Annotated in this window: 19 protein-coding genes; 15 read left to right on the plus strand and 4 right to left on the minus strand. The window is 62.3% G+C overall.

Going from position 1 to position 19,841, the window contains the following annotated elements:
- The first annotated feature begins 13 nt into the window (after positions 1 to 13).
- The 8 genes from J2T57_RS20415 (at position 14) to J2T57_RS20450 (ending at position 9,421) form a co-directional block, all read left to right on the plus strand.
- A complete protein-coding gene (locus J2T57_RS20415; protein ID WP_253484591.1) occupies positions 14 to 1,243 on the plus strand; it encodes a TRAP transporter substrate-binding protein in 1,230 nt (409 codons plus the stop codon).
- A gap of 121 nt (positions 1,244 to 1,364) precedes the next feature.
- Positions 1,365 to 1,955 carry a TRAP transporter small permease gene (locus J2T57_RS20420; RefSeq protein ID WP_253484593.1) on the plus strand — a complete coding sequence of 197 codons (591 nt, stop codon included), beginning with the start codon at positions 1,365 to 1,367 and terminating at the stop codon, positions 1,953 to 1,955.
- A 35-nt stretch (positions 1,956 to 1,990) separates the two neighbouring features.
- Positions 1,991 to 3,277 (plus strand): TRAP transporter large permease, encoded by a 1,287-nt coding sequence (locus J2T57_RS20425; RefSeq protein ID WP_253484596.1) that lies wholly within the window; start codon positions 1,991 to 1,993, stop codon positions 3,275 to 3,277.
- Positions 3,278 to 3,564: 287 nt separating this feature from the next.
- The gene (locus tag J2T57_RS20430; RefSeq protein ID WP_253484599.1) at positions 3,565 to 4,311 is read left to right on the plus strand and encodes a hypothetical protein; all 747 of its coding nucleotides are present in this window, start codon (positions 3,565 to 3,567) and stop codon (positions 4,309 to 4,311) included.
- Between the two features lie 182 nt (positions 4,312 to 4,493).
- Positions 4,494 to 5,789, plus strand: coding sequence for a 3-oxo-tetronate kinase (gene otnK, locus J2T57_RS20435; protein WP_253484601.1), 1,296 nt, complete (start codon positions 4,494 to 4,496; stop codon positions 5,787 to 5,789).
- Complete coding sequence (gene otnC / locus J2T57_RS20440) at positions 5,789 to 6,424, plus strand: 3-oxo-tetronate 4-phosphate decarboxylase (protein WP_253484603.1); 636 nt, start codon at positions 5,789 to 5,791, stop codon at positions 6,422 to 6,424. Before otnK ends, otnC begins: the two co-directional genes overlap by 1 nt.
- 124 nt (positions 6,425 to 6,548) lie before the next feature.
- The gene (gene denD, locus J2T57_RS20445) at positions 6,549 to 7,556 is read left to right on the plus strand and encodes a D-erythronate dehydrogenase (RefSeq protein WP_253484605.1); all 1,008 of its coding nucleotides are present in this window, start codon (positions 6,549 to 6,551) and stop codon (positions 7,554 to 7,556) included.
- A gap of 137 nt (positions 7,557 to 7,693) precedes the next feature.
- Positions 7,694 to 9,421 (plus strand): 2-hydroxyacyl-CoA lyase, encoded by a 1,728-nt coding sequence (locus J2T57_RS20450; protein WP_253484619.1) that lies wholly within the window; start codon positions 7,694 to 7,696, stop codon positions 9,419 to 9,421.
- A 156-nt stretch (positions 9,422 to 9,577) separates the two neighbouring features.
- Here J2T57_RS20450 and J2T57_RS20455 read toward each other — a convergent pair whose 3' ends face one another.
- Both J2T57_RS20455 and J2T57_RS20460 read right to left on the minus strand, forming a co-directional pair.
- Complete coding sequence (locus tag J2T57_RS20455) at positions 9,578 to 10,969, minus strand: choice-of-anchor tandem repeat GloVer-containing protein (RefSeq protein ID WP_253484622.1); 1,392 nt, start codon at positions 10,967 to 10,969, stop codon at positions 9,578 to 9,580.
- A 204-nt stretch (positions 10,970 to 11,173) separates the two neighbouring features.
- Positions 11,174 to 11,332: a hypothetical protein gene (locus J2T57_RS20460; RefSeq protein ID WP_253484625.1), complete on the minus strand. Its 159-nt coding sequence runs from the start codon at positions 11,330 to 11,332 to the stop codon at positions 11,174 to 11,176.
- Positions 11,333 to 11,534: 202 nt separating this feature from the next.
- Here J2T57_RS20460 and trhA point away from each other — a divergent pair, with 202 nt between their 5' ends.
- Complete coding sequence (gene trhA / locus J2T57_RS20465; RefSeq protein ID WP_253484628.1) at positions 11,535 to 12,212, plus strand: PAQR family membrane homeostasis protein TrhA; 678 nt, start codon at positions 11,535 to 11,537, stop codon at positions 12,210 to 12,212.
- A gap of 54 nt (positions 12,213 to 12,266) precedes the next feature.
- Positions 12,267 to 13,103 carry an aldo/keto reductase gene (locus J2T57_RS20470; protein ID WP_253484631.1) on the plus strand — a complete coding sequence of 279 codons (837 nt, stop codon included), beginning with the start codon at positions 12,267 to 12,269 and terminating at the stop codon, positions 13,101 to 13,103.
- Between the two features lie 122 nt (positions 13,104 to 13,225).
- Here the strand turns inward: J2T57_RS20470 and J2T57_RS20475 are convergent, their stop codons facing one another.
- Both J2T57_RS20475 and J2T57_RS20480 read right to left on the minus strand, forming a co-directional pair.
- Positions 13,226 to 13,501, minus strand: a complete 276-nt coding sequence (locus J2T57_RS20475; RefSeq protein WP_253484633.1) for a hypothetical protein — start codon at positions 13,499 to 13,501, stop codon at positions 13,226 to 13,228.
- 32 nt (positions 13,502 to 13,533) lie between these two features.
- A complete protein-coding gene (locus J2T57_RS20480) occupies positions 13,534 to 13,953 on the minus strand; it encodes a DoxX family protein (protein WP_253484636.1) in 420 nt (139 codons plus the stop codon).
- A 284-nt stretch (positions 13,954 to 14,237) separates the two neighbouring features.
- Here J2T57_RS20480 and J2T57_RS20485 point away from each other — a divergent pair, with 284 nt between their 5' ends.
- The 5 genes from J2T57_RS20485 (at position 14,238) to J2T57_RS20505 (ending at position 19,755) form a co-directional block, all read left to right on the plus strand.
- Positions 14,238 to 15,416 carry an oxidoreductase gene (locus J2T57_RS20485; RefSeq protein WP_366519137.1) on the plus strand — a complete coding sequence of 393 codons (1,179 nt, stop codon included), beginning with the start codon at positions 14,238 to 14,240 and terminating at the stop codon, positions 15,414 to 15,416.
- 574 nt (positions 15,417 to 15,990) lie between these two features.
- The gene (locus J2T57_RS20490) at positions 15,991 to 17,199 is read left to right on the plus strand and encodes a CaiB/BaiF CoA transferase family protein (protein ID WP_253484641.1); all 1,209 of its coding nucleotides are present in this window, start codon (positions 15,991 to 15,993) and stop codon (positions 17,197 to 17,199) included.
- Between the two features lie 5 nt (positions 17,200 to 17,204).
- Complete coding sequence (locus tag J2T57_RS20495; RefSeq protein ID WP_253484644.1) at positions 17,205 to 18,119, plus strand: hydroxymethylglutaryl-CoA lyase; 915 nt, start codon at positions 17,205 to 17,207, stop codon at positions 18,117 to 18,119.
- A 35-nt stretch (positions 18,120 to 18,154) separates the two neighbouring features.
- The gene (locus tag J2T57_RS20500) at positions 18,155 to 18,748 is read left to right on the plus strand and encodes an isochorismatase family protein (protein WP_253484646.1); all 594 of its coding nucleotides are present in this window, start codon (positions 18,155 to 18,157) and stop codon (positions 18,746 to 18,748) included.
- A 47-nt stretch (positions 18,749 to 18,795) separates the two neighbouring features.
- Positions 18,796 to 19,755 carry a DMT family transporter gene (locus tag J2T57_RS20505; RefSeq protein ID WP_253484649.1) on the plus strand — a complete coding sequence of 320 codons (960 nt, stop codon included), beginning with the start codon at positions 18,796 to 18,798 and terminating at the stop codon, positions 19,753 to 19,755.
- Positions 19,756 to 19,841: the final 86 nt, after the last annotated feature.

A 19,841-nucleotide genomic window follows, 5' to 3' on the forward strand; every position in this document is an offset into this window, starting at 1 on the left:
GAGGAGAGCTGCAATGAACGAGAAACTGAAGGGCATATCCCGCCGTGATTTCATGCGCGTGGCCGGTCGCTACGGGCTGACTTCCACATTATTTGCCGCTGCCGGTGCTACCGGCATGCTGACACTGCCGCAGCTTGCCAAGGCTGCGGAAGAAACCAGCAACGAACGTGGCAGGGTTGAACCGAAATTCCGCTTCAAGTTTGGTGCGTCAGGTTTCAACGAGAACAACCTGGATATCCAGAAATCCGGTCAGTTGTTCTTCGCACGGGATCTGGAGGAGCGCACTGACGGCGCCATCCAGGTGGAGTTCATCGGCAGTAACCAGATCTGCGGTCAGCTGGACTGCGTCACCAATACGCAGCAGGGGATCATCGAGATCTTCTCGGCGTCCACCCAGAACTCCGCGGGCGGCGCCCCGTACTACAACGCCCTGGACTTCGCCTACATGTTCCCGAGCAGGGCGTCCCAGTACTACTTTTTCTATCATCCCAAGAGCGAGGCTCTGCTCCGCGAGCCCTTGCGTCAGCGGCACAACATCCAGTTCCTGTTCACCCATTGTGAGCTGCGCGGCATGATGATGGGTGCATCCTTCAGGGACAAACCCCTGGTGACCAGCGTGGATGATCTCAGGGGCACGGCCAACCGTGTCACCGGCACTCAGCTTGGCCGAATTGCCATGCAGCAGCTGGACCTGAATCCGCGCCCGGTGGCCTGGGCCGAGACCCTGGACGCCCTGCGCTCGGGCTTGATCGACGGTGCCGAGACCTGGATGGGCGCGGTGGCCTATGCCGGTATGTCGGGGGCCATTTCCCAGGCGGTGGATCTGAAGTTCTTCTGCGGCACCGAGCACACGGCCATGAGCTGGGAGGCCTTCCAGAAGCTGCCCAGTGACCTCCAGGATGCGGTCATGGAATCCGCCTACACCGCGCAGGTGCATGTGCAGGGCGCCCACGAAGCGGCACTGTATGACATTGTCGGCGCCTATCCGGACCCCGCCGAGCACACCCTGTTCGCTCAGAATAACGTCCGGGTTGCCCTGCTCTCCGATGCGGAGATCAAAAAGGCCGAGGAAATGTGCTCCCCCGAGTACAACCCCGAGCCCTGGGCGCGGTGGCGCGAGCGCATCAACGGGTGGTCCGGCGGCCATGATGTCTACAAAGAAATCTACGACATCGCCCGGGAAATCGATACGGATATGTCCGCAGTGAACGTGAAGCCGCGCCGTTGGTGGAAAGCTGCCTGAAGAGGTATGTAGACCCGGGGTCGGCGTCCGGCGCATTTTTCCAGATCATGCGCCGGACGTGGGCCCCGTTGGTTTGACTCTACATTTCGGGAATCGCTGAACGCGCGCTGACGGGGGTTTCATGGATAACATGGACGACAACTCGCTCCACTCCGCGGGGGGGGCGACGCGTAAGGGCTGGTTCTATTGGTTTGTTATCGCCCCCCTCGGGTGGTTGGACCGCAACATCGAAAAAATCTTTATCCTCATCGCCTACTCTGGCATGGCTGGGATTCTTTTCGTAGAGGTCGTCCGGCGCTTCGCCTTCGGACAGCAGGCGGCCTGGAGCACCACCATCCCGGTCTATCTGTTTCTCTGGCTGGCGTGGTTTGGTGCTTCCTATAACGTACGAAAACGCACGCACCTGAGCCTGAGCGAATTGCGGGCGCGGTTTCCCTATCCCGTTCAATACGCCTGCATGATTCTGGACGGTTTACTGTGGATCGTCTTCGGGATCATCGTCATGTACTGGAGTACTCGACAGGTGCAGCTGTCGTACATGAATTTCGCCATCGTCTCCGGCACGGATGAAATCATGCAGTGGTGGTTCTACATGGCGCTGCCCCTGGCGTGGGGCCTGATCATGATCCGGGCGGTGCAGAATATGGTGCTGGACACGCTTACTTTCCGGCGCGGCAAGCCCTTCCCGTTGAACCAATCGATGCTGGATTAGTTTTTGCTGCTTTCAACCGCGGAGGGTTGCAGGGCATGGATACAGGCACACTCTTAGCGCTGATGACTTTCGGCGTGTTCGTCCTCTTCATGATCGGCGTACCGATTTTCCTGGTGATCGGCTTCTGGATCGTGGGTGTAAGCATTGCCATTGATTTCACCCTGGCCAACCTTGGGGCGACTCTGTTCGAGGGCCTGAACTTCTTCGGCCTGCTGGCTCTGCCCCTATTTATTCTTACTGGTGACTTGATCAATGCGGGTGGGATCGCCAAGCGACTCTCGGACTTCGCGTACGCGGTGCTTGGCTGGATTCGTGGCGGCCTCGGCATGGCTGCCCTGGGCGCCTGCGGCATGTTCGCCGCGATCTCCGGCTCCAACGCCGCCACCGCGGCCACCATCGGCTCGATCATGCACCCGGAGATGAAGAAGGGGAATTACGACGAGCGCTTCTCCGCGGCCACAATCGCCGCCGGCGGCACCGTGGGCATCATCATTCCGCCCAGCATCATCTTCATCGTCTACGGCTTCCTCATGAACATTTCCATTACAGATCTGTTCATCGGCGGAATGATCCCGGGCGTGCTCATGGTGGCATTCATGATGCTGGCCTGTTACATCATGGCCCGCATGAACAAGTGGGGGAACCTGATCAAGCTCGAAGGCAAGCGCGTCGTGGTGACGGCGGGGCGCGCCTACCTGGGTTTCGTGGCCATGTTCATCGTCCTCTACGGCATCTACTCCGGCGCGTTCTCGCCGACCGAAGCTGCAGGTATGACCGTGGGGTTCTGCCTTATTGCCGGTGTACTCATCACCCGTGAGATCAAGATCACCAAGCTGCCGGAGGTGCTGATGCGCTCCGGTCAGATTGTCGGCATTCTGGCTCCCCTGATCGCCGTGTCCGTGGTGATGCAGCAGTTGCTGTCGGTGCTGGGTGCGGGCGCCATCCTGACCGAGTTCCTGACGGGCCTGGGCGGCTATTACACCATCCTCATCGCGTGCATGATCATCGTGCTGGTGTTCGGCACCGTGCTCGAAAGTTTGCCGCTGACCATCATTCTGGCGCCGATCCTGGCCCCGGTGGCCGCAGCCATCGGGGTGGATCCGATCCACTTCGCGGTGATCTTCCTGGTCGGCGGTGCCATTGGATTCATCACGCCGCCCTACGGCCTTAACCTGTACGTTGCCAGTTCGGTGACAGGGGTGCCGTACTTCCGGCTGCTCAAGTTCATCGTGCCGTATCTCATTGCCCTGGTGTCGGCCTGGTTGTTAATCGCATTCTACGCACCGCTGTCCACCTTCCTGCTGCAGTGGGGAGGTCGGTAAAGACTGTAGTGATCTCGTTTCGCTGAACGCCTCGATAGGTGGATGATCCATCTATCGAGGCGTTACGTTAATACAGCGCCCGCCGCAACAATCCGGGATCAACTATAATTCGACCGCTCAACCAGCCATGACGGCGACCTGGAAGAGCGCCTGGTAACTGGCCTGTTCCCAGGCTGGCGCAGCCGTCTCCTGTGGAGTTTCTTCCGATGAAATCTGTCCGCGATTCGAATCGTGGGCGCGCCGCTATTTGGGCTTGGCGCATGGCCCCGGTCTGTGTCGGTGGTGCAATGATGCTTGCGCTGGTCTCCGCCTCGGCGGAAACGCTCTATGGCCCGCCCTTGCTGTTGCATGAGGGTTCTGCACGAACCTATGTGGTGATGGACAACGGCGTGCCCAGCGAGGTCGGTGTGGAAATGGACCGGGCCTTCACGGTAGCGGTGCCGCCCCAGGGGGCGCATGGTGGCGTGACGATGCCCGATGGGCGTAGCACGTTCGAGTATATTCTGGACATGCCGGCGGAAAATCCCACCCCGTTCCAGCATGTAACCCTGGACTGGAATCCCCATGGACACGAGCCGGACGGGGTCTACGACAAGGCGCACTTTGACGTGCACTTCTACACCATCAGCCTCGAGGAACGGCGGGCCATTCACACGGATGATCCTGCCTTCATGGACAAGGCCGGCAGGCTTCCTGCTCCCGAGTTCACCCCTGCAGGGTATATCAACCCCGGTGTGCCACCTGTGCCCATGATGGGCGTACACCTGGTGCATGCCGAGGCACCGGAGCTGCGGGCGCAAGGTCCGGAACCGTTTCTGCAGACCTTTCTATACGGTGCCTGGGACGGACGGCTGATCTTCATCGAGCCCATGGTCAGCATGGAATTGCTGACAGGGGAGCCGGATATCTTTCTCCCTGTGCCGGTGGCCGAGCGCTATGAACCCCAGGGCTATTATCCCGGCGCATACAGCATCCGCTGGGATGCCAGCGGCGCTTATTACCGCATCGCTCTGAACGATCTGCAGTGGCGCTAGTGATAAGCCGCGGTGGGCGGTCAAACGCCTGCCGCGGGCTTGCTTTCTCGCCGCGACAGACGCGATTTCGCGTAAGTTCAGACGAAGGTCCGGCGGGGAGCCTGCGTTCCGCTCTGGTATGTTAGCGTTACCAGCCGATCGCTGTATCGGCTGCAACAGATCGGGTGCCAGGAGACGTCAGCGTGCCATCGCAACCGCGAAGTCCCGTCGAAACAACGCTGCTGCTCGGCGCCATCGCCGATGACTTCACTGGTGCGACCGACGTCGCAAATAATCTTGCCCGGCAAGGCATGCGCGTGGTGCAGGTGATCGGTGTTCCGTCACCGGCCTTCGACCCGGGCCTGGTGGACGCCGTGGTGGTTGCATTGAAGTCACGCAGCATCGCCGCCGCAGACGCGGTGAGCCAGTCGTTGCAGGCCCTCGCGTGGCTTCGTGGCCGCGGTTGCCAGCAGGTCGTGTTCAAGTACTGCTCCACCTTCGATTCCACCGATGCCGGCAATATAGGCCCGGTGGCGGATGCGCTGCTGCGGGCCTTGGACCACGATTTCGCCCTGGTCTGTCCGGCTTTCCCGGAAAACCGCCGCACCGTCTACAAGGGTTATCTGTTTGCGGGGGATGTGCTGCTCAACGAGAGCGGCATGGAAAACCACCCCCTGAATCCCATGCGCGACGCCAACTTGCTGCGTGTTCTCGCCAGGCAGACGGATGGTCGTGTCGGCCTGGTGCCCTTCGAGACCGTTCGCCAGGGTGTCTCGGTTACCCGCGCCGCCCTCGACAGGCTGCGGGCCGACGGCTATCGCTACGCCGTGGCCGATGTGCTGGAGGATGCGCATCTGCACGTGCTGGCCGAGGCGGTCGCGGAGCATCCCCTGGTTACCGGTGGTTCCGGCATTGCGCTTGGTCTGCCAGAGAACTTCCGCCGCGCCGGCCGGCTTGGTGCCGCCGCCGATGCCGCCGACCTTGGCAGCTTTGCAGGGCCTGCCGCAGTGCTCTCCGGCAGCTGCTCCCGGGCCACACTGGGTCAGGTCGCCTACATGCGCGAGCGTTGTCCGGCCTTCGCGCTGGACGCCCTCTCGCTGGCCGAGGGGCAGGACCAGGTTGCCGAGGCACTGCAGTTTGCCCGGGAATACGTCGGCGATGGCCCGGTACTGATCTACGCAAGTGCGGACCCCGCCACCGTGAAACGCGCCCAGGATGCGCTGGGCGTGGCCGAGGCCGGGTCGTTGATCGAAAGCGCCCTGGCGGCGATCAGCCGTGGCCTGGTGGAGCAGGGGGTGCGCCGGCTGGTGGTGGCTGGCGGCGAGACTTCTGGTGCGGTGGTCAGCGCTTTGGGCGTTAACGCGTTGCGGATTGGCCGGCAGATCGATCCGGGCGTCCCTTGGACCGCTACCACGGGGAGTGATTCCGTCGCACTTGCCTTGAAGTCGGGTAATTTCGGTGGCGAGGATTTTTTCCTGCGGGCCTTCCAGGTGCTTTGATGAACGAGAATCAGCTACGCGAGCAGATCGTGACCATGGGGCGCTCACTGTTTGACCGTGGGCTGACCATGGGTAGTAGCGGCAACATCAGCGTGCGCACCGGAGACGGCTGGATCATGACGCCCACCAATGTCTGCCTGGGGCGGCTCGATCCGGCCAGGCTCACCCGCCTCGATGCGCGTGGGCAGCACCTGGATGGTGACCCGCCCACCAAGGAAGCGTTCCTGCATCTGGCGATGTACGAGGAGCGCCCGCAGGACAACGCCATTGTGCACTTGCACTCTACGCACTCCGTGGCGGTCTCCTGCCTGCCAGACGTCTGCGAGCAGGACTGTATTCCCCCGCTGACCGCCTATTACGTGATGCGCGTGGGAAAACTGCCGCTGGTGCCCTACCACATGCCGGGAGACTTGGCGCTGGGAGACGCCGTCCGCGGCCTGGCGGGCCGGCATTCTGCCGTGTTGCTGGCCAACCATGGCCCCGTGGTGGCGGGCAAGAACCTGGAAGCGGCGGTGTATGCGACGGAAGAACTGGAGGAGACCGCCAAGCTCTATCTGCTGCTGCGCGGACAGAACCCGCGCTGTCTCACCCAGGCCCAGATCGACGCCCTGCAGGAACGCTACGGCAAACCCTGAGTGCGCAGCACCAACGGGATTCAGGGGCAGCCCATCGCCGCGTTCTGGAAAAATCGCACATATATTTATAGTTCGGGTGAACAGCGGACCTGATCGAGATCGCAGCCTTGCTGGAGTAGCGTGTATGCGGGTCATCATTACCGGCGGTGCCGGATTCATCGGGCAGAAACTGGCCGCGGCAATCGCCCGGGCCGGCACTCTGCCGGGCCCCGATGGTGGCGAGGCCGTCCGGGAGCTGGTCCTGTTCGACCAGGCGGAAGCGACGCCGCCTCCGGAAGCCCGGGTTGCTATACACACGGTCGCCGGTGACATTGCCGATACCGCCGCTCTGGATGCACTGTTCGCGGGTGGTGCCGACGTGGTCTATCACCTGGCGTCGGTGGTGAGCGCTGCCGCCGAGGCTGACTTCGAACTGGGCATGGGCGTGAACTTCGACGGCACACGTGCCGTTCTGGAGGCGAGTCGAAAGGCCGGCGGCGGTGCGACGCGTTTCATCTTCACCAGCTCTGTTGCCGTGTTCGGTGGCGACCTGCCCCCGGTGGTGGAAGACCACACCGCGCCGATGCCGCAGAACTCCTACGGCATTCAGAAGGCAATGGCGGAATTGCTGGTCAGCGACTATTCCCGACGCGGCTTCGTTGACGGCCGAGCCCTTCGCCTGCCGACCATCGCAGTGCGGCCCGGTCGGCCCAACAAGGCTGCCTCCACGTTCGCCAGCAGCATTATTCGTGAGCCGCTCCAGGGCGAGGAGGCAGTGCTGCCTGTACCCGAAGAGTTGGCCATGTTCGTCTTGTCACCACGCCAGGCGATTCAGGCGCTGGTCCACGCTGCCGGCATTTCGGCGGCGGATTTCGGTGGTAGCCGCAGCGTCATGCTCCCGGGCATTCGTGTCACCGTGGGCGAGATGATCTCGGCACTGCGGCGGGTTGGCGGCGATGCGGCGGTGGCGCGAATCCGGCGCGAACCGGATCCCACTATCGAGACGATCGTTGGCGGCTGGCCGGCGGATTTCAACACCGCCAAGGCAGAACGGCTCGGCTTCCAGCGTGACGATGGAATCGACGCTATCGTAGAGGCCTTCATCGAGGACGATATGCTGCCCGACGGCCGCGCTGCGCTCGGGCGATCCTGAGCGGTTGCAAGGCCCGAAAACCCTGCAAAACAGCCAGGGGCCAGAATCGTCGAGGCCTCAAGGGCTTGGCATCGCATTTCCGCCGAATGCGGTGTTAGGCTTGACCGTAGAGTGACTGCGGGACAACGCAACTGGCCATGAACGCACCTGAGCTTTCCGAGCACTCGGCGGCTGCCCTCATTGCCCGCTTTCTCAAGGGTCGTGGGGTCGACCGGGTGTTCGCCCTCTGCGGCGGACACATCATGCCGATCTGGATGAAGCTCGATGCCCTGGGAATCCGTATCATCGACGTCCGGGACGAGCGGGCGGCGGTGCACATGGCCCATGCCCACGCGGAACTGACTGGTGGCCTCGGGGTGGCAATGATCACGGCGGGGCCCGGCGTCACCAACGGCATGACCGGGATCGCAAATGCCCACGTCTCGCGGGCGCCGGTGCTGATTCTCTCGGGCCTGCCACCGACACCCCAGGAGAATCGCGGCGCGCTCCAGGACATGGTGCACGTGGACCTGGTCCGCTCGATTACCCGTTACGCACGGACGGTGCGCGAGCCGAGCCTGGTCCTCCAGGAGCTTGCCGAGGCGGTTTCACGGGCCTTCGGCGAGGGCGGTGACCCGGGGCCGGCCTATCTCGATTTCCCCATCGACACCCTGCGCGGTGAAATCCCCGGGCACATGGTACTGGACGAGCACCTCCGCCCGGCGCCGCGCAAGCGCATGCCCGCGGAACCGCAGGCCGTGGCGGAGGCGGTGGAGATTCTCTGGTCGGCGAGGCGGCCGTTGGTCATCAGCGGTCGTGGGGCCCGGGAGGCTGGCAAGGAGCTGGAACGGTTCCTGGATGCCCTCGGCGCCGTCTACCTGGATACCGGCGAGAGCAAGGGGCTCCTGGGCGATGATCATCCATCGGTGGTCGGCGCCATGCGCGGCAAGGTCATGGGCGAGGCGGATGTCGTGCTCACTCTGGGCCGTCGCCTGGATTTCCAGCTTGCCTACGGCTCGCCGGCGGTGTTCGGGGAGGCGCGATTCATCCGGATCGCGGACGCACCGTCGGAGCTGCGGGACAATCGGCGGGGAGTGGTGGAAATGCTTGCCAACCCTGCAGAGGCCCTGCGGGCGATGGTCGATGAGGCGGGAAGTCGTCGGTCCGCCGTTGACCGGGACTGGGCCGAGGGGCTCCGTGCCCGCCACGAGGAGCGGGCGGAAAAGCTCTACCGCACCATGCGCGAGGCGCCATCCGACGACCAGGGGCGCATGCATCCCAATCGTCTGCTCGCGGGGCTGCGGGAGAAGCTCCCCGCGAACGCCACCGTTATTGCCGATGGCGGTGACTTCCTGAGCTTCGCCCGCGTGGGCTTGCCCGCGGGTGTCTACCTGGATCCGGGTTCCCTGGGATGCCTTGGCGTTGGCGTGCCCTTTGGGATCGCAGCGGCACTGAACGATCCGGATACCCCTGTGCTGGTCGCGACCGGAGACGGCTCCTTCGGGTTCAACGCCATGGAAATCGACACGGCGGTACGTCATCGGGCGCCGGTGCTGATCGTCGTGGCCAATAACGGCGCCTGGCAGATCGAGGTGCACGATCAGCAGACCAGTTACGGCAAGGTCGTGGGCAGCCGGCTTCAGTTCGCCGATTACGCGGCGATGGCACGGGGCCTGGGGATGCATGCCGAACGCGTCGAGCGCCCGGAAGACCTGGCCGCGGCGATTGACCGGGCCATGGCCAATCGCCCGGCGCTGCTGGACGTCATCGTGACGCCGGAGGCGGTGTCGGCCGATGCCAGGTCAGGCCTGGCGTGGATACCGGACCTCCAGCCCCTTGCCGCATGGCACGAGGCGGAGGTGCGCTGGCGGAGTGGGGGTAGCTAAGCAAGCGCCCAGTGAGCCTGGCCAATGAGGACGTTCCCCGCCGCGCGCATTTCCATCCCTGCTTCGCCGTCCCTCCGATGGATGGTCTGCCTCGCTGTGAGAACGCTTGTCATTCGCCGGATAGCCACCACACGACCCACGGAGCGTTCATCAACGCTATCCGGAGGTTCGAGCTCGCCGCGGATACCCACGCATGCCGAGTCCCGCAAGCGCTAGCAGGAACAGCAGGGAGAGGACGTGATCTTGCCCGGAGGCCAGGCTGCAGCCACCCCCGGACCCGCCGCCGCCACCACCACCACTGGATTCGGAGTCATCATCCCCCGTGTCCGTACCGCCGTTCTGGTCACCGTTTGTCCCGGAGTCGCCGTCTGGATCCTGCTGGTTCGGGGTGCCGTTCGCAGCCGCACTGAGCCAATACACGAAGATAGTGCCGTGATCGGTCTGGCCCACGAGGTTTCCTTCCGTGAGCGCGAACAGGTCTCCGTTGCTGGTCAGCATGACGCTCTTGGTGCCAATGGACAGGGGTGGCCCCAGACCCTCCACTTCGCCGTTGGGTGTGCGGCGGTAGATCCGGAAGGCGGTGCCGTAGAGTGTGCCGTCCTGGTCGAAGACCACGCCACGTTGGGGTGTTACAACGGGAGTGAAGCCTATGCTGACGAACTCGTGCAGCAGCTCCAGACCCTCGCTGCTGGTGTAGCGAAACAGCGTGCCGAAGGCTCCCGAAGACTGCGGACCGTCGAACGGAGCCACTCCGTAGATTGCTCCGTCCGGGCCAAGGGCTAGCGGTGCGGAGGGCGAACGGCCTGTCACGTCTCGTTTGAAGTGATGAAGGACCGTGAAATCTCCTCCGAGGGTGACACGGAACAGCGTGCCGTCCCCGTGCTGGCCCGCGAATCGGGCAACGCCGTATAGATGACCGTCCTCCCCCTGGATCAGCCCGCCTTCGGTGCCGCGGCCGTGAAGATCAGAGTCCTGCTCGTGCAGGATCGTGACAGTATCCTTGCCGTCATAACGAAAGATCGTTCCGTTGATCGTGGGATGGGGCAGGCTGGTACCGGTGCTTGTGCCGTACCAGTTTCCGTCGGAGGCCAGCAGCAGTGCGCCACCCGGCGACCGTGGGCTGTCCAGGGTGCCGAAATGGTGCGCCGTGGTGATCGTGCCGTTCTGGGTAACCCGAAAGATGGTGCCGTTGCCATTTGCCCCACCCTCGCGGGCGGTGCCGAAGAACGCGTTCTCGCCCGGAATCGCGGTAAGCCCCATCTGCGGTTCGCACCCCGTCTGTGCCCGAATCAGATTGATGCGCCAATTGGCGTCGAACTGCCCGTCGAGAGAGATCCGGAAGACGCTGCCGCAGTTGTCGGCGCCACCGGCGCTGGTGACACCGTAAAGGAAACCGTCGGTGCCCTCGGTCAGGCGGCCGACCGGAGCGGTGCCGTCCTGTCCGTCGAACTGATGCAGAATCTCGGATAGCACGATCTGGGCCGACGACGCGGGCGGTACGAGCAGCAGAAGGCTGGACAGCGCAAGATAAATCGCAGGTGATCGCATTGCCATTCCTCCCCGGAAGTGGTTGCGTACTGCGTGCGAAAATAGGATGCAATCTTTATGCGCAATTCAGTTTTATTTTTTCTTTCAAATATATGGAACAGCTACCCTGGTGGCGGCACGGTTTATTTGTAAATTTTGCCGACACCACTCAGCGGGGCTTCGATGAGCATTCCCGCAGCCCCTGCCAGGTGGGTTTACGCGGGTTCATATTCCGCGAAAGGCGAAGGGCTCCGTCGCGATGAAGTTCCGCAGCGCATGGCCGGCGTATACCTCGCCACCATGAAGCTGAAGCTTCTTCACCTGGGCGTCAGCGGAGAAATCCACGTCTTTCAGATCAACCCAGAGTACATTGGGTGTCAGCACGTTTTCGAAGAAGTAAACCCAATGCTTCTGATCTGCGACAACCCGCCAGCGAGTGCTCGATATATGGGGCTGCCCTTCAGTTTGGAAACCTTCATTCCCGGGTGCATTGCAAACACAAAGCGAGATAGCGAGAGAACGGATGGCCGGTTATCATATCTCCCTTACCGGGTGACGCTGCCGAAGAGCACCAGAGGACCACTGAATGGGGCTTGCATTACGCGCGTACAGCGACCTGGAGCAGGCGGTGGACCGATACCTGCACTGGGCCGGCCTGGCAGTGGCCGTTGCAGCCGGGACGTTGCTGGTGGTCGTCGCCAGCGTCTCCGGCAAGCCGGTCGTCTGGTTGAGCGTGGCGCTCTATGTGGCGGGGCTCTTGGCCATGTTGACCTGCTCCGCGATGGCCAACCATTTCTTGCATGACCGTTCACCCCGAAGTCGTTGGTTGGAAAGGCTGGATCACTCGGCCATCTTCTTCATGATTGCGGCCACCTACAGCCCCTTCGCCATTGGCGCCATGGGTGGGGCTTGGGGTTGGCGCCTGTTTCTGTTCGTCTGGTCGGTAGCGCTGCTGGGTATCGGCGTGAAGCTGCTCACCCGCGGGGGGTTGAGCTATCGCTGGTCGATCTCACTGTACCTGGTGCTTGGCTGGAGCATCCTGCCGGTGCTGCAGCCGTTGCTGTCCGCCGTGTCCACCGCCGCGCTGGCGTTGCTACTGGCCGGGGGTCTGCTTTACAGCACTGGCGTGCTCTTCTTCGTGTGGTCGCGCCTACCCTTCCACCACGTGGTGTGGCACGGCTTCGTGCTGGCCGCAGCCGGCCTTCATTACGCGGCGGTACTGGTGGGCGTGGTGCTGCCTGCGGCCGCCCTGCCTTCGAGCTGAACCAAAGGCCATTGTATTGTCGACCAACGCGGACGCTGGAGGAAGAGGAGGACCATGCAGCGACAGGTGACATTGCCGAACGGTGAAATCATTCCCGCCCTTGGTCAGGGGACGTGGCACATGGGCGAACATGCGGCGGAGCATGCCGCCGAGGTCACGGCGCTGCAAGGCGGGTTGGACCAGGGACTCACGCTTATCGATACCGCCGAGATGTACGGTGACGGGGGTGCCGAGCGCGTGGTGGGGGAAGCCATGGTGGGCCGCCGGGACGAGGTCTTTCTCGTCAGCAAGGTCTTCCCCCATAACGCCAGCAGGGGCGGTGTGTCGAAGGCTTGCGAACGCAGCCTGAAGCGCCTGGGCACGGACCGGATTGACCTCTACCTGTTGCACTGGCGCGGTGGCGCATCGCTCGCCGAGGCGGTGGCGGGGTTCCTGGATCTCCAGGCTGCGGGAAAGATCCGGCACTGGGGCGTGAGCAACCTGGACGCGGCGGACCTGCGGGATCTCGAGGATGCCCCCGGCGGCGGCAACGTCGCGACCAACCAGTTGCTCTACAACCTGGCGGAGCGCGGCATCGAGTGGGACATCCAGCCGTGGCTGCGTCAGCGGGGAATTCCGGTCATGGCTTACTGCCCGATGGGCCAGGGCATGCTTCCGAGCGACGAGCGCCTGCGGAGGTTCGCCGAACGCCACGGCATCAGCCCGGCCCAGGCTGGGCTGGCCTGGCTGCTGGATCAGGGGGACGTCATCGCGATCCCGAAGACCCGGACCCCCGAGCGCGTGACAGAGAACCGGGCGGCGCTGGAGATCACGCTCACTGGCGAGCAGCGCGCCGAGCTTGACCGCCTCTTCCCGCCGCCCGATGGGCCGGGACCGCTGGCGATCGTGTAGGGAAGCGCTGAGATATTGCCCCTCCATCGCCCGGAAGCGCGCAGGAGTTGTAGCCGATCGATAGGGAATCGGTCGCCGGGATGAAGAGGGGCACTTCGGTCGGTTCGCTGATGCCCATCGGATCAGTGCCCCTCGGCTTCACCTTCAGCTTCACCTTCGGCTTCAGCCTCGCCTTCGGCTTCAGCCTCGCCTTCGGCTACGCCTTCTCCCTCGCCCTCGGCTTCTCCCTCAGCCTCACCAACGGCCGTCATGAGATAGCCTTTCTCGCTTGTCGCATCAGAGACAATTGCGTGTAGTGCCGAGCCGCCGGCAACGATCGCCAGGACCGGTGCGGCGTACGCCATACTCCTGGACAGCGTCTGCAGCAGGTTTCTTCGCTGCATGTTTTCTTCAGACATGGCTCCTCCTTAAATGTCGATCGTTGCCGCGCTCAGATTTCATTCCCGCGCGCCAGAACATAGATCGCCACCAGCAGCAGACTGACCTGGAACATCATGCCGCCCATCGGGTGGGTAACCGTGGGCATGAAATGCCACTGCCCCCAGTGCGCCATGACGATCGCACCAAGCATGACGGGCACGGCCATTGCGGCGCCCAGGCGCGTTACCCAGCCGCTGGTGAAGGCACCGATGACGACGAACACGCCCGCCCCGATCTCTGCCAGCGCGACCATCGTGGCGACGAAAACCGGCAGGTCGACTACGCCTGCAAACTCAGCGATGCCACCACCCATGAACTTGTCGATGCCCATGTAAGTGAAAACGCTGGCTAGCAGAAAACGCAGCAGCCAGTGGGTATGCAAACCGAACCTGTCCAGTGCAGCATCACCGGTATTGATTGGCGCACTCATGGACGCCCTCCCTTTCCTGGCTCTGACTCACGCTCGGGTGAGTCCGGTAGCGGTGAATGACTTTGTTTCTGGGCGGCACACTAGCGTTGATCAGGCTGGGCTTGAATCCGTAGTTACACGCACTTCTTTGGACTCAGCGCTGAGTTATTGTCATCGGATCGTGGGTTTGCGTCTCTGGCTCCGTCTCATCATCACTTCGGAATGAGCCACTGTTGCGATGTTCCGCAAGACAGACGTATGTCACCGTCGCCCGCAAGCAAGGGAGAGATACCGTGCCGCATTCCGTGTTGGAGCCCTTACACCTCCCATGTGGCGGGATTCTGAAGAACCGGTTGGTGAAATCGGCCATGTCCGATTCACTGGGTGATGGTCGGGGTAATCCAACCGCTACCCAGATTCGCCTCTACGAACGCTGGGCACAGGGTGGCGCCGCGCTCTCGCTGATCGGCGAGGTGCAGGTGGATCCGCGTTTCCCGGAGAAGCCGGGCAATCTCGTACTGGGGCCGACCACGAATCGTGCTGCGGTGCGGGAATTGACCCACCGCGCCGCCATCGACGACGCGCACATTTGGCCACAGCTCGGCCATGCCGGTGCGTTGGCCCATCCGCCCCTTAGCATGCCGAAAGGCCCGTCACCGCTGGACGTCGAGGGTCTGCGCTGTGAAGGGATGAGTGCGGAGGAGGTGGCGGCGCTCCCGGCACAGTACGCGGAAGCGGCGGCGCAGGCCAAGGCGCTCGGTTTCACGGGTGTGCAGATTCATGCCGGTCACGGGTTTCTGCTGAGCCAGTTCCTATCGCCTCTGTTCAATCAACGCAGCGATGCATGGGGTGGCGATGTCAGAGCGCGGACGCGCGTCGTGGTTGAGATAGTCGCGGCTGTGCGTCAGCAGGTCGGGCCAGCGTTTCCCGTTGGTATCAAGATAAACACCAGCGATCAACTGGTCGGCGGGCTCACGGCGGACGAGGGTCTGGAGGTAGTTCGTATCCTGGATGGCACGTCGCTCGATTTGATCGAGTTCAGTGGCGGAACCTACTTTCCGGGTGCGCCGTCGGCCTCGGATAGCCTCGGTGGCGGCCCGTATTTCATCGATTTTGCCCGCCGCGCCCGCCCGCTGACGAGGAAGCCGCTGGTCACGACCGGGGGGTTCAAGACACGCGACCAGGTCGTGGAAGCTGTTGCAAGCGGCGTCACCGATGCAGTTGGTCTCGCCCGGGCGCTAGTGCTCGATCCCGCTCTTCCGGCACGCTGGATTAGCGCCATGAACGAGGAGGTCGATGATCCTTCGTTCCCGCGCTTCCGGGACCCGCCGCCGGAGGGCATCACGGCGTGGTACACCCAGCGCCTGACGGCAATCGGTGAGGATGAGGAAGGTGATTACGGCCTGTCGCTGCAGGAGGCGATTGCCGCCTATCAAGGGCGTGACCAGGCTCGAGTCCAGAACTGGCGCGAGAGATTTGAATAGTCCGCATTGGAGTGCGAAAGACTCGGGCTTTTCGTACGGTGCCAGTTTCCCTGCGCTGTTCAGGAAGCGCTGAAGTATTCACACCGTTGCGTTACACACGGATTTTTCGTGATGCTAGGCGCGGCGCGCAGCGTCGTGGTGGTTCCACGATGAAGCGTCTCAACAACGCAGCGCGGGGAATCCGTGCGTAACCCCATGGGGCTCGGCCGGTTTTCGTCCATGGCGTTGTCGCAAGCCACCACAGGACCAGCATGGACGATTTCTCCACTTTTCACCGGACCGGTTTTCAGGTGGAGGGTCAGTCTGGCCATCTCTCGTTCGAGCTACAGTTTTCAAGACTCATGAGTGTTTCAGTTGTGAAATTGTCGGCGCCTTACTTGAAACGCCGAAGAAACTTTCTGGCCGCGCAAGTGAGTCCAGGAGCGCCTCCAGAATATCCGTTTGTCACATATATTTCAGATGTTTGCACGCTTTTAGGCATCGTTTCCAAGTGATTGGCAACCTTCTTGCTTTCTGGCTTCCCAGATTCCATTGACCGCAACGAGCGGGCTCAAATCCACATCCAGAAGGGACTATGCCACTGATGAAGCCCTTGGAAGGTATCCGGGTACTTGACTTGACGCACATGCTTTCCGGGCCGTACGGCTCGATGCTGCTTGCTGATCTTGGGGCGGAGACGATCAAGGTTGAGCCTCTCCGTTCTGGGGAGGGCACGCGTAAGCTGTTGGCAAACAGCCCGGACTACTCAATGCACGGGATGGGGGCCTACTTTCTGACCCTCAACCGGAATAAGCACAGCGTCTGTATCGATTTGAAGTCCGAATACGGGCGTGAGCTTTTTTATGGCCTTGTGCGGCAGTCAGATGTGGTGTTCGACAATTTCAGTGCGGGTGTGACCAAGCGTTTGCGTGTGGATTACGACACGCTCAGTTCCATAAATCCGCGAATCATTACCTGCTCAGTCACGGGATTTGGTTCGGAAGGGCCCGACCCGAACCGGCCGGCTTTCGATCAGGTGGTACAGGCGATGGGCGGTGGAATGTCTATCACCGGTGAGGATGTCGGGCGACCACTGCGCGCCGGAATCCCGATTGGCGACCTCGGAGGCGGCATGTTCGCCGCCATTGGCATCCAGTCGGCACTCTTGGCCCGGGAGCGCACAGGGCAAGGTCAGCATGTGGATATCTCCATGCTGGACTGTCAGATCTCGATGCTCAATTACATGGCCACCATGTATTCACTGTCTGGGAAGAACCCTGAGCCGATAGGGAACGGGCACTTCGTCCATGTGCCATACAACTCCTTCGATACGGCGACGCGCCCGATCATTATCGCGGTTATTTTCGACAGCTTCTGGGAAAAACTTGTTGAGATCGTCGATGTTCCAGAGTTCCGCGACGAGAAGTATCTCACGCAGCCTGGCCGCTTTGCGGATCGCGAGTTCATCAATCGGCGGTTGCAGGAGGTGCTGCTCACGCGAACCGCTGAACAGTGGATTGCCGACTTGAACAAGGCGCAGATACCTGTCGCTCCTGTGAACAATTTCGAGCAGGCCCTCAACGACCCGCAAGTTCGGCACCGCAATATGGTTGTTACGGTGGAACATCCACGAGGTGGGTCGACAGAGATGCCTGGCAATCCAGTCAAACTGTCTCGCACAAAAGCGGAATCCTACACACCACCCCCGGAGCTCGGACAGGATACCGATGCGGTGCTTGGCCGGCTGCTCGGGCTCGGGTCGGACGAACTTGAGCAGCTGCGGCAGCAATCGGTAATTCGGTGACTCTCATGCAACAGGTAACGATCAATGAAGTCGGTCTGCGTGACGGGCTGCAGATGCATCGGAGCATTGTTCCGGTCGAGGATAAACTCCGGCTCGCTCAGGCGTTCGTCGACGCAGGGCTGCGAGCCGTCGAAGCGACCAGCTTCGTCTCTCCTAAGGCCGTGCCACAGATGGCGGATGCGGCAGAGTTGGTGGCCGGGCTGCCCGATGTTGAGAGCGTTGACTACTCTGTGCTGGTCCCGAACCAGAAAGGCCTGACCCGTGCCTTGGCGGCTGGTGCGCGGGCAGTGAACCTGGTGCTGTCAGCGACAGATACGATGAATGAGAAAAACATCGGCTTGTCGCTCAGCGAGACTCGAGCGACCTGCGTGGCGACAATTCAGGAAGCCCGTGCTAACGGCGTCGAGGCAAACGCCTATATCGCTGTCGCCTTCGATTGTCCCTACGAAGGCCGCGTAGAGCCGCCGGTGGTCGCCGAACTCACGAACGAAATGGTAGAAGCCGGCGCAGGGCGGGTGATTATTGCAGATACCATCGGTGCCGCCGATCCTGTGAAGGTCCGAAGCCTGTTTGAAATCCTGCTCAGGCGGCATTCGCCGGATATTTTCGCGTGCCATTATCACGACACCCGGGCTTTTGCGCTCTGCAACGTCTGGGAGTCGCTGCAAGCCGGGGTCATGCGGTTTGACAGTTCGGTGGGCGGTTTGGGTGGGTGTCCGTTCTCGCCAGGTGCCTCTGGCAATCTTGCCACCGAAGATCTGGTGCTGTTCCTGCACCAGTGCGGCTATGAAACCGGCGTGAGTCTTGATGGCGTGCTGGAGTGCGTGAAACTGGCTCGAGAGGTCAGTGGGCGCGAGCTCGGTGGCCGCAGCATGGCGTACCTGACCGCGAAGCGCGAACGCGAGAACGGGCAGCATTAAGGAAGCGCGCAGTCTGTTCACTGAGGACCATGTGCATGGCGCTCGAAAGCAATCGCCTCAAGCCAGCGAAGTGTTACGCCCTGTTGATCATCGATGCGAGCGTCGGATTCACGGACCCGCAAGACAGTCCGCTGGGGATGCGAGCCGACGACGCCATTGCAGCAATTCAGCGTTTGCAACAGGCAGTACAGGCTCGGGATTGGCCGGTCTACTTCACCAGCGTGGTCTACGAGCGTCCTGACCAACAAGCTGTGTTTCGCGAGAAGTTGCCGGCACTCAACGTGCTCTCGGCGGGATCGGCGCTGGTGGAGATCGACCCGCGGCTGAATGCAACGCCCCCGGCGGAAGTGATCGTCAAGACGGCGGCTAGTGGCTTTTTTGGAACCGATCTGGCTGAGCGACTGGCGGCCGATGGGGTGGACGGTGTGGTGGTGACCGGCTTCAGTACCAGTGGATGTGTACGTGCCACGGCAGTCGATGCCCTGCAGCATGACTTCCGCGTGATTGTGCCGCGAGAGGCAGTGGCGGACCGGGATCCGTCGGCGCATTCTGCCAACCTGTACGACCTCAATACCAAGTACGCAGACGTGCTGTCTTTGGAGGAAACGCTTGCGCGACTCGCGGACTGACTGGGCCACGCCGGGGGACAGTACTTGGTTCGCTCCGGCTTGATTGCATGAGCGTCAGCGGGGGTCAGGTCAATGGGGCGGCGGCAGGCGCAGGAGTCGTCCTAACGCTGTTCGGCGTCGCGGCTTTCTCGACGAAGGGCATCATCGCCAAGCTGGCCTACGGCCATGGCGTTGACCCGATCGTGCTAATGACCCTGCGAATGCTGATTGCGGTGCCGCTGTTCTGGCTGCTGCTCCTAATCGCTGCGTCCGCTACGAAAGTGGAGTGTAGTCGTAGTGACCTGGGGCGAGTGCTGGTGGCGGGCTTTCTTGGCTACTACGTCGCGCAATTCCTCGATCTGGTTGCCTTGCAGACAGTATCGGCCACGCTCGGTCGGCTCATCCTGTTCACATATCCCAGCTTCGTCGTTCTGCTGATGATGATCGCTGAACGCCGCGCCCCGCCAAGGGGGCGTGTGCTGGCGATGGCGGTGTGTTACGTCGGGCTGTCCATGGCACTGCTCGGTGGTGGCATGGACGCCTTTCGGGCCACGTGGAGCGGCGCAGTGATGATGCTGATCAGCGCCATGCTCTTTGCCTGCTACTATGTGACCGCTGGTGATCTCTCACGACGCCTGGGCGTCTATCGCTTCTCCGCGTTCGCCATGTCTGCCGCTGGTGTTGGCGTGGTGGTCCATTACTTGTTGTCGCAACCCGTTGCCGCCCTTTTGGGGCAGCCACTCGTGGTCTACGGATACGCCTTCGCGATGGCCGTCGGGGTAACGGTGCTGCCGGTGATTCTTATTCTGGAAGGGATGCGCCGTATCGCAACGGAAACCTCTGCGGTGCTGAACCTCGCTGGGCCGATGTTCACTTTTCTGCTTGCCTGGGCGGTGCTTGGAGAGCGTCTCAGTGCGGTTCAATGGATTGGATTCGCCGTCGTGATCGGCGCTGGCTGGCTGCTTGGGCGTGCTGGCAATGCGTCTGAGCCGTCGAGGACACGCCCGACGTCCGGGCCGGGATCCTGATCGCGTTGCAGCGGAAACCCGGCGCATCCTACTATTGCCGGTGTCCCGCTGCCTGGCATGCGGCCAACAATACGAGGATGGGTCGG

The sequence above is a fragment of the Natronocella acetinitrilica genome, assembly GCF_024170285.1.
GTDB lineage: Bacteria > Pseudomonadota > Gammaproteobacteria > Nitrococcales > Aquisalimonadaceae > Natronocella > Natronocella acetinitrilica.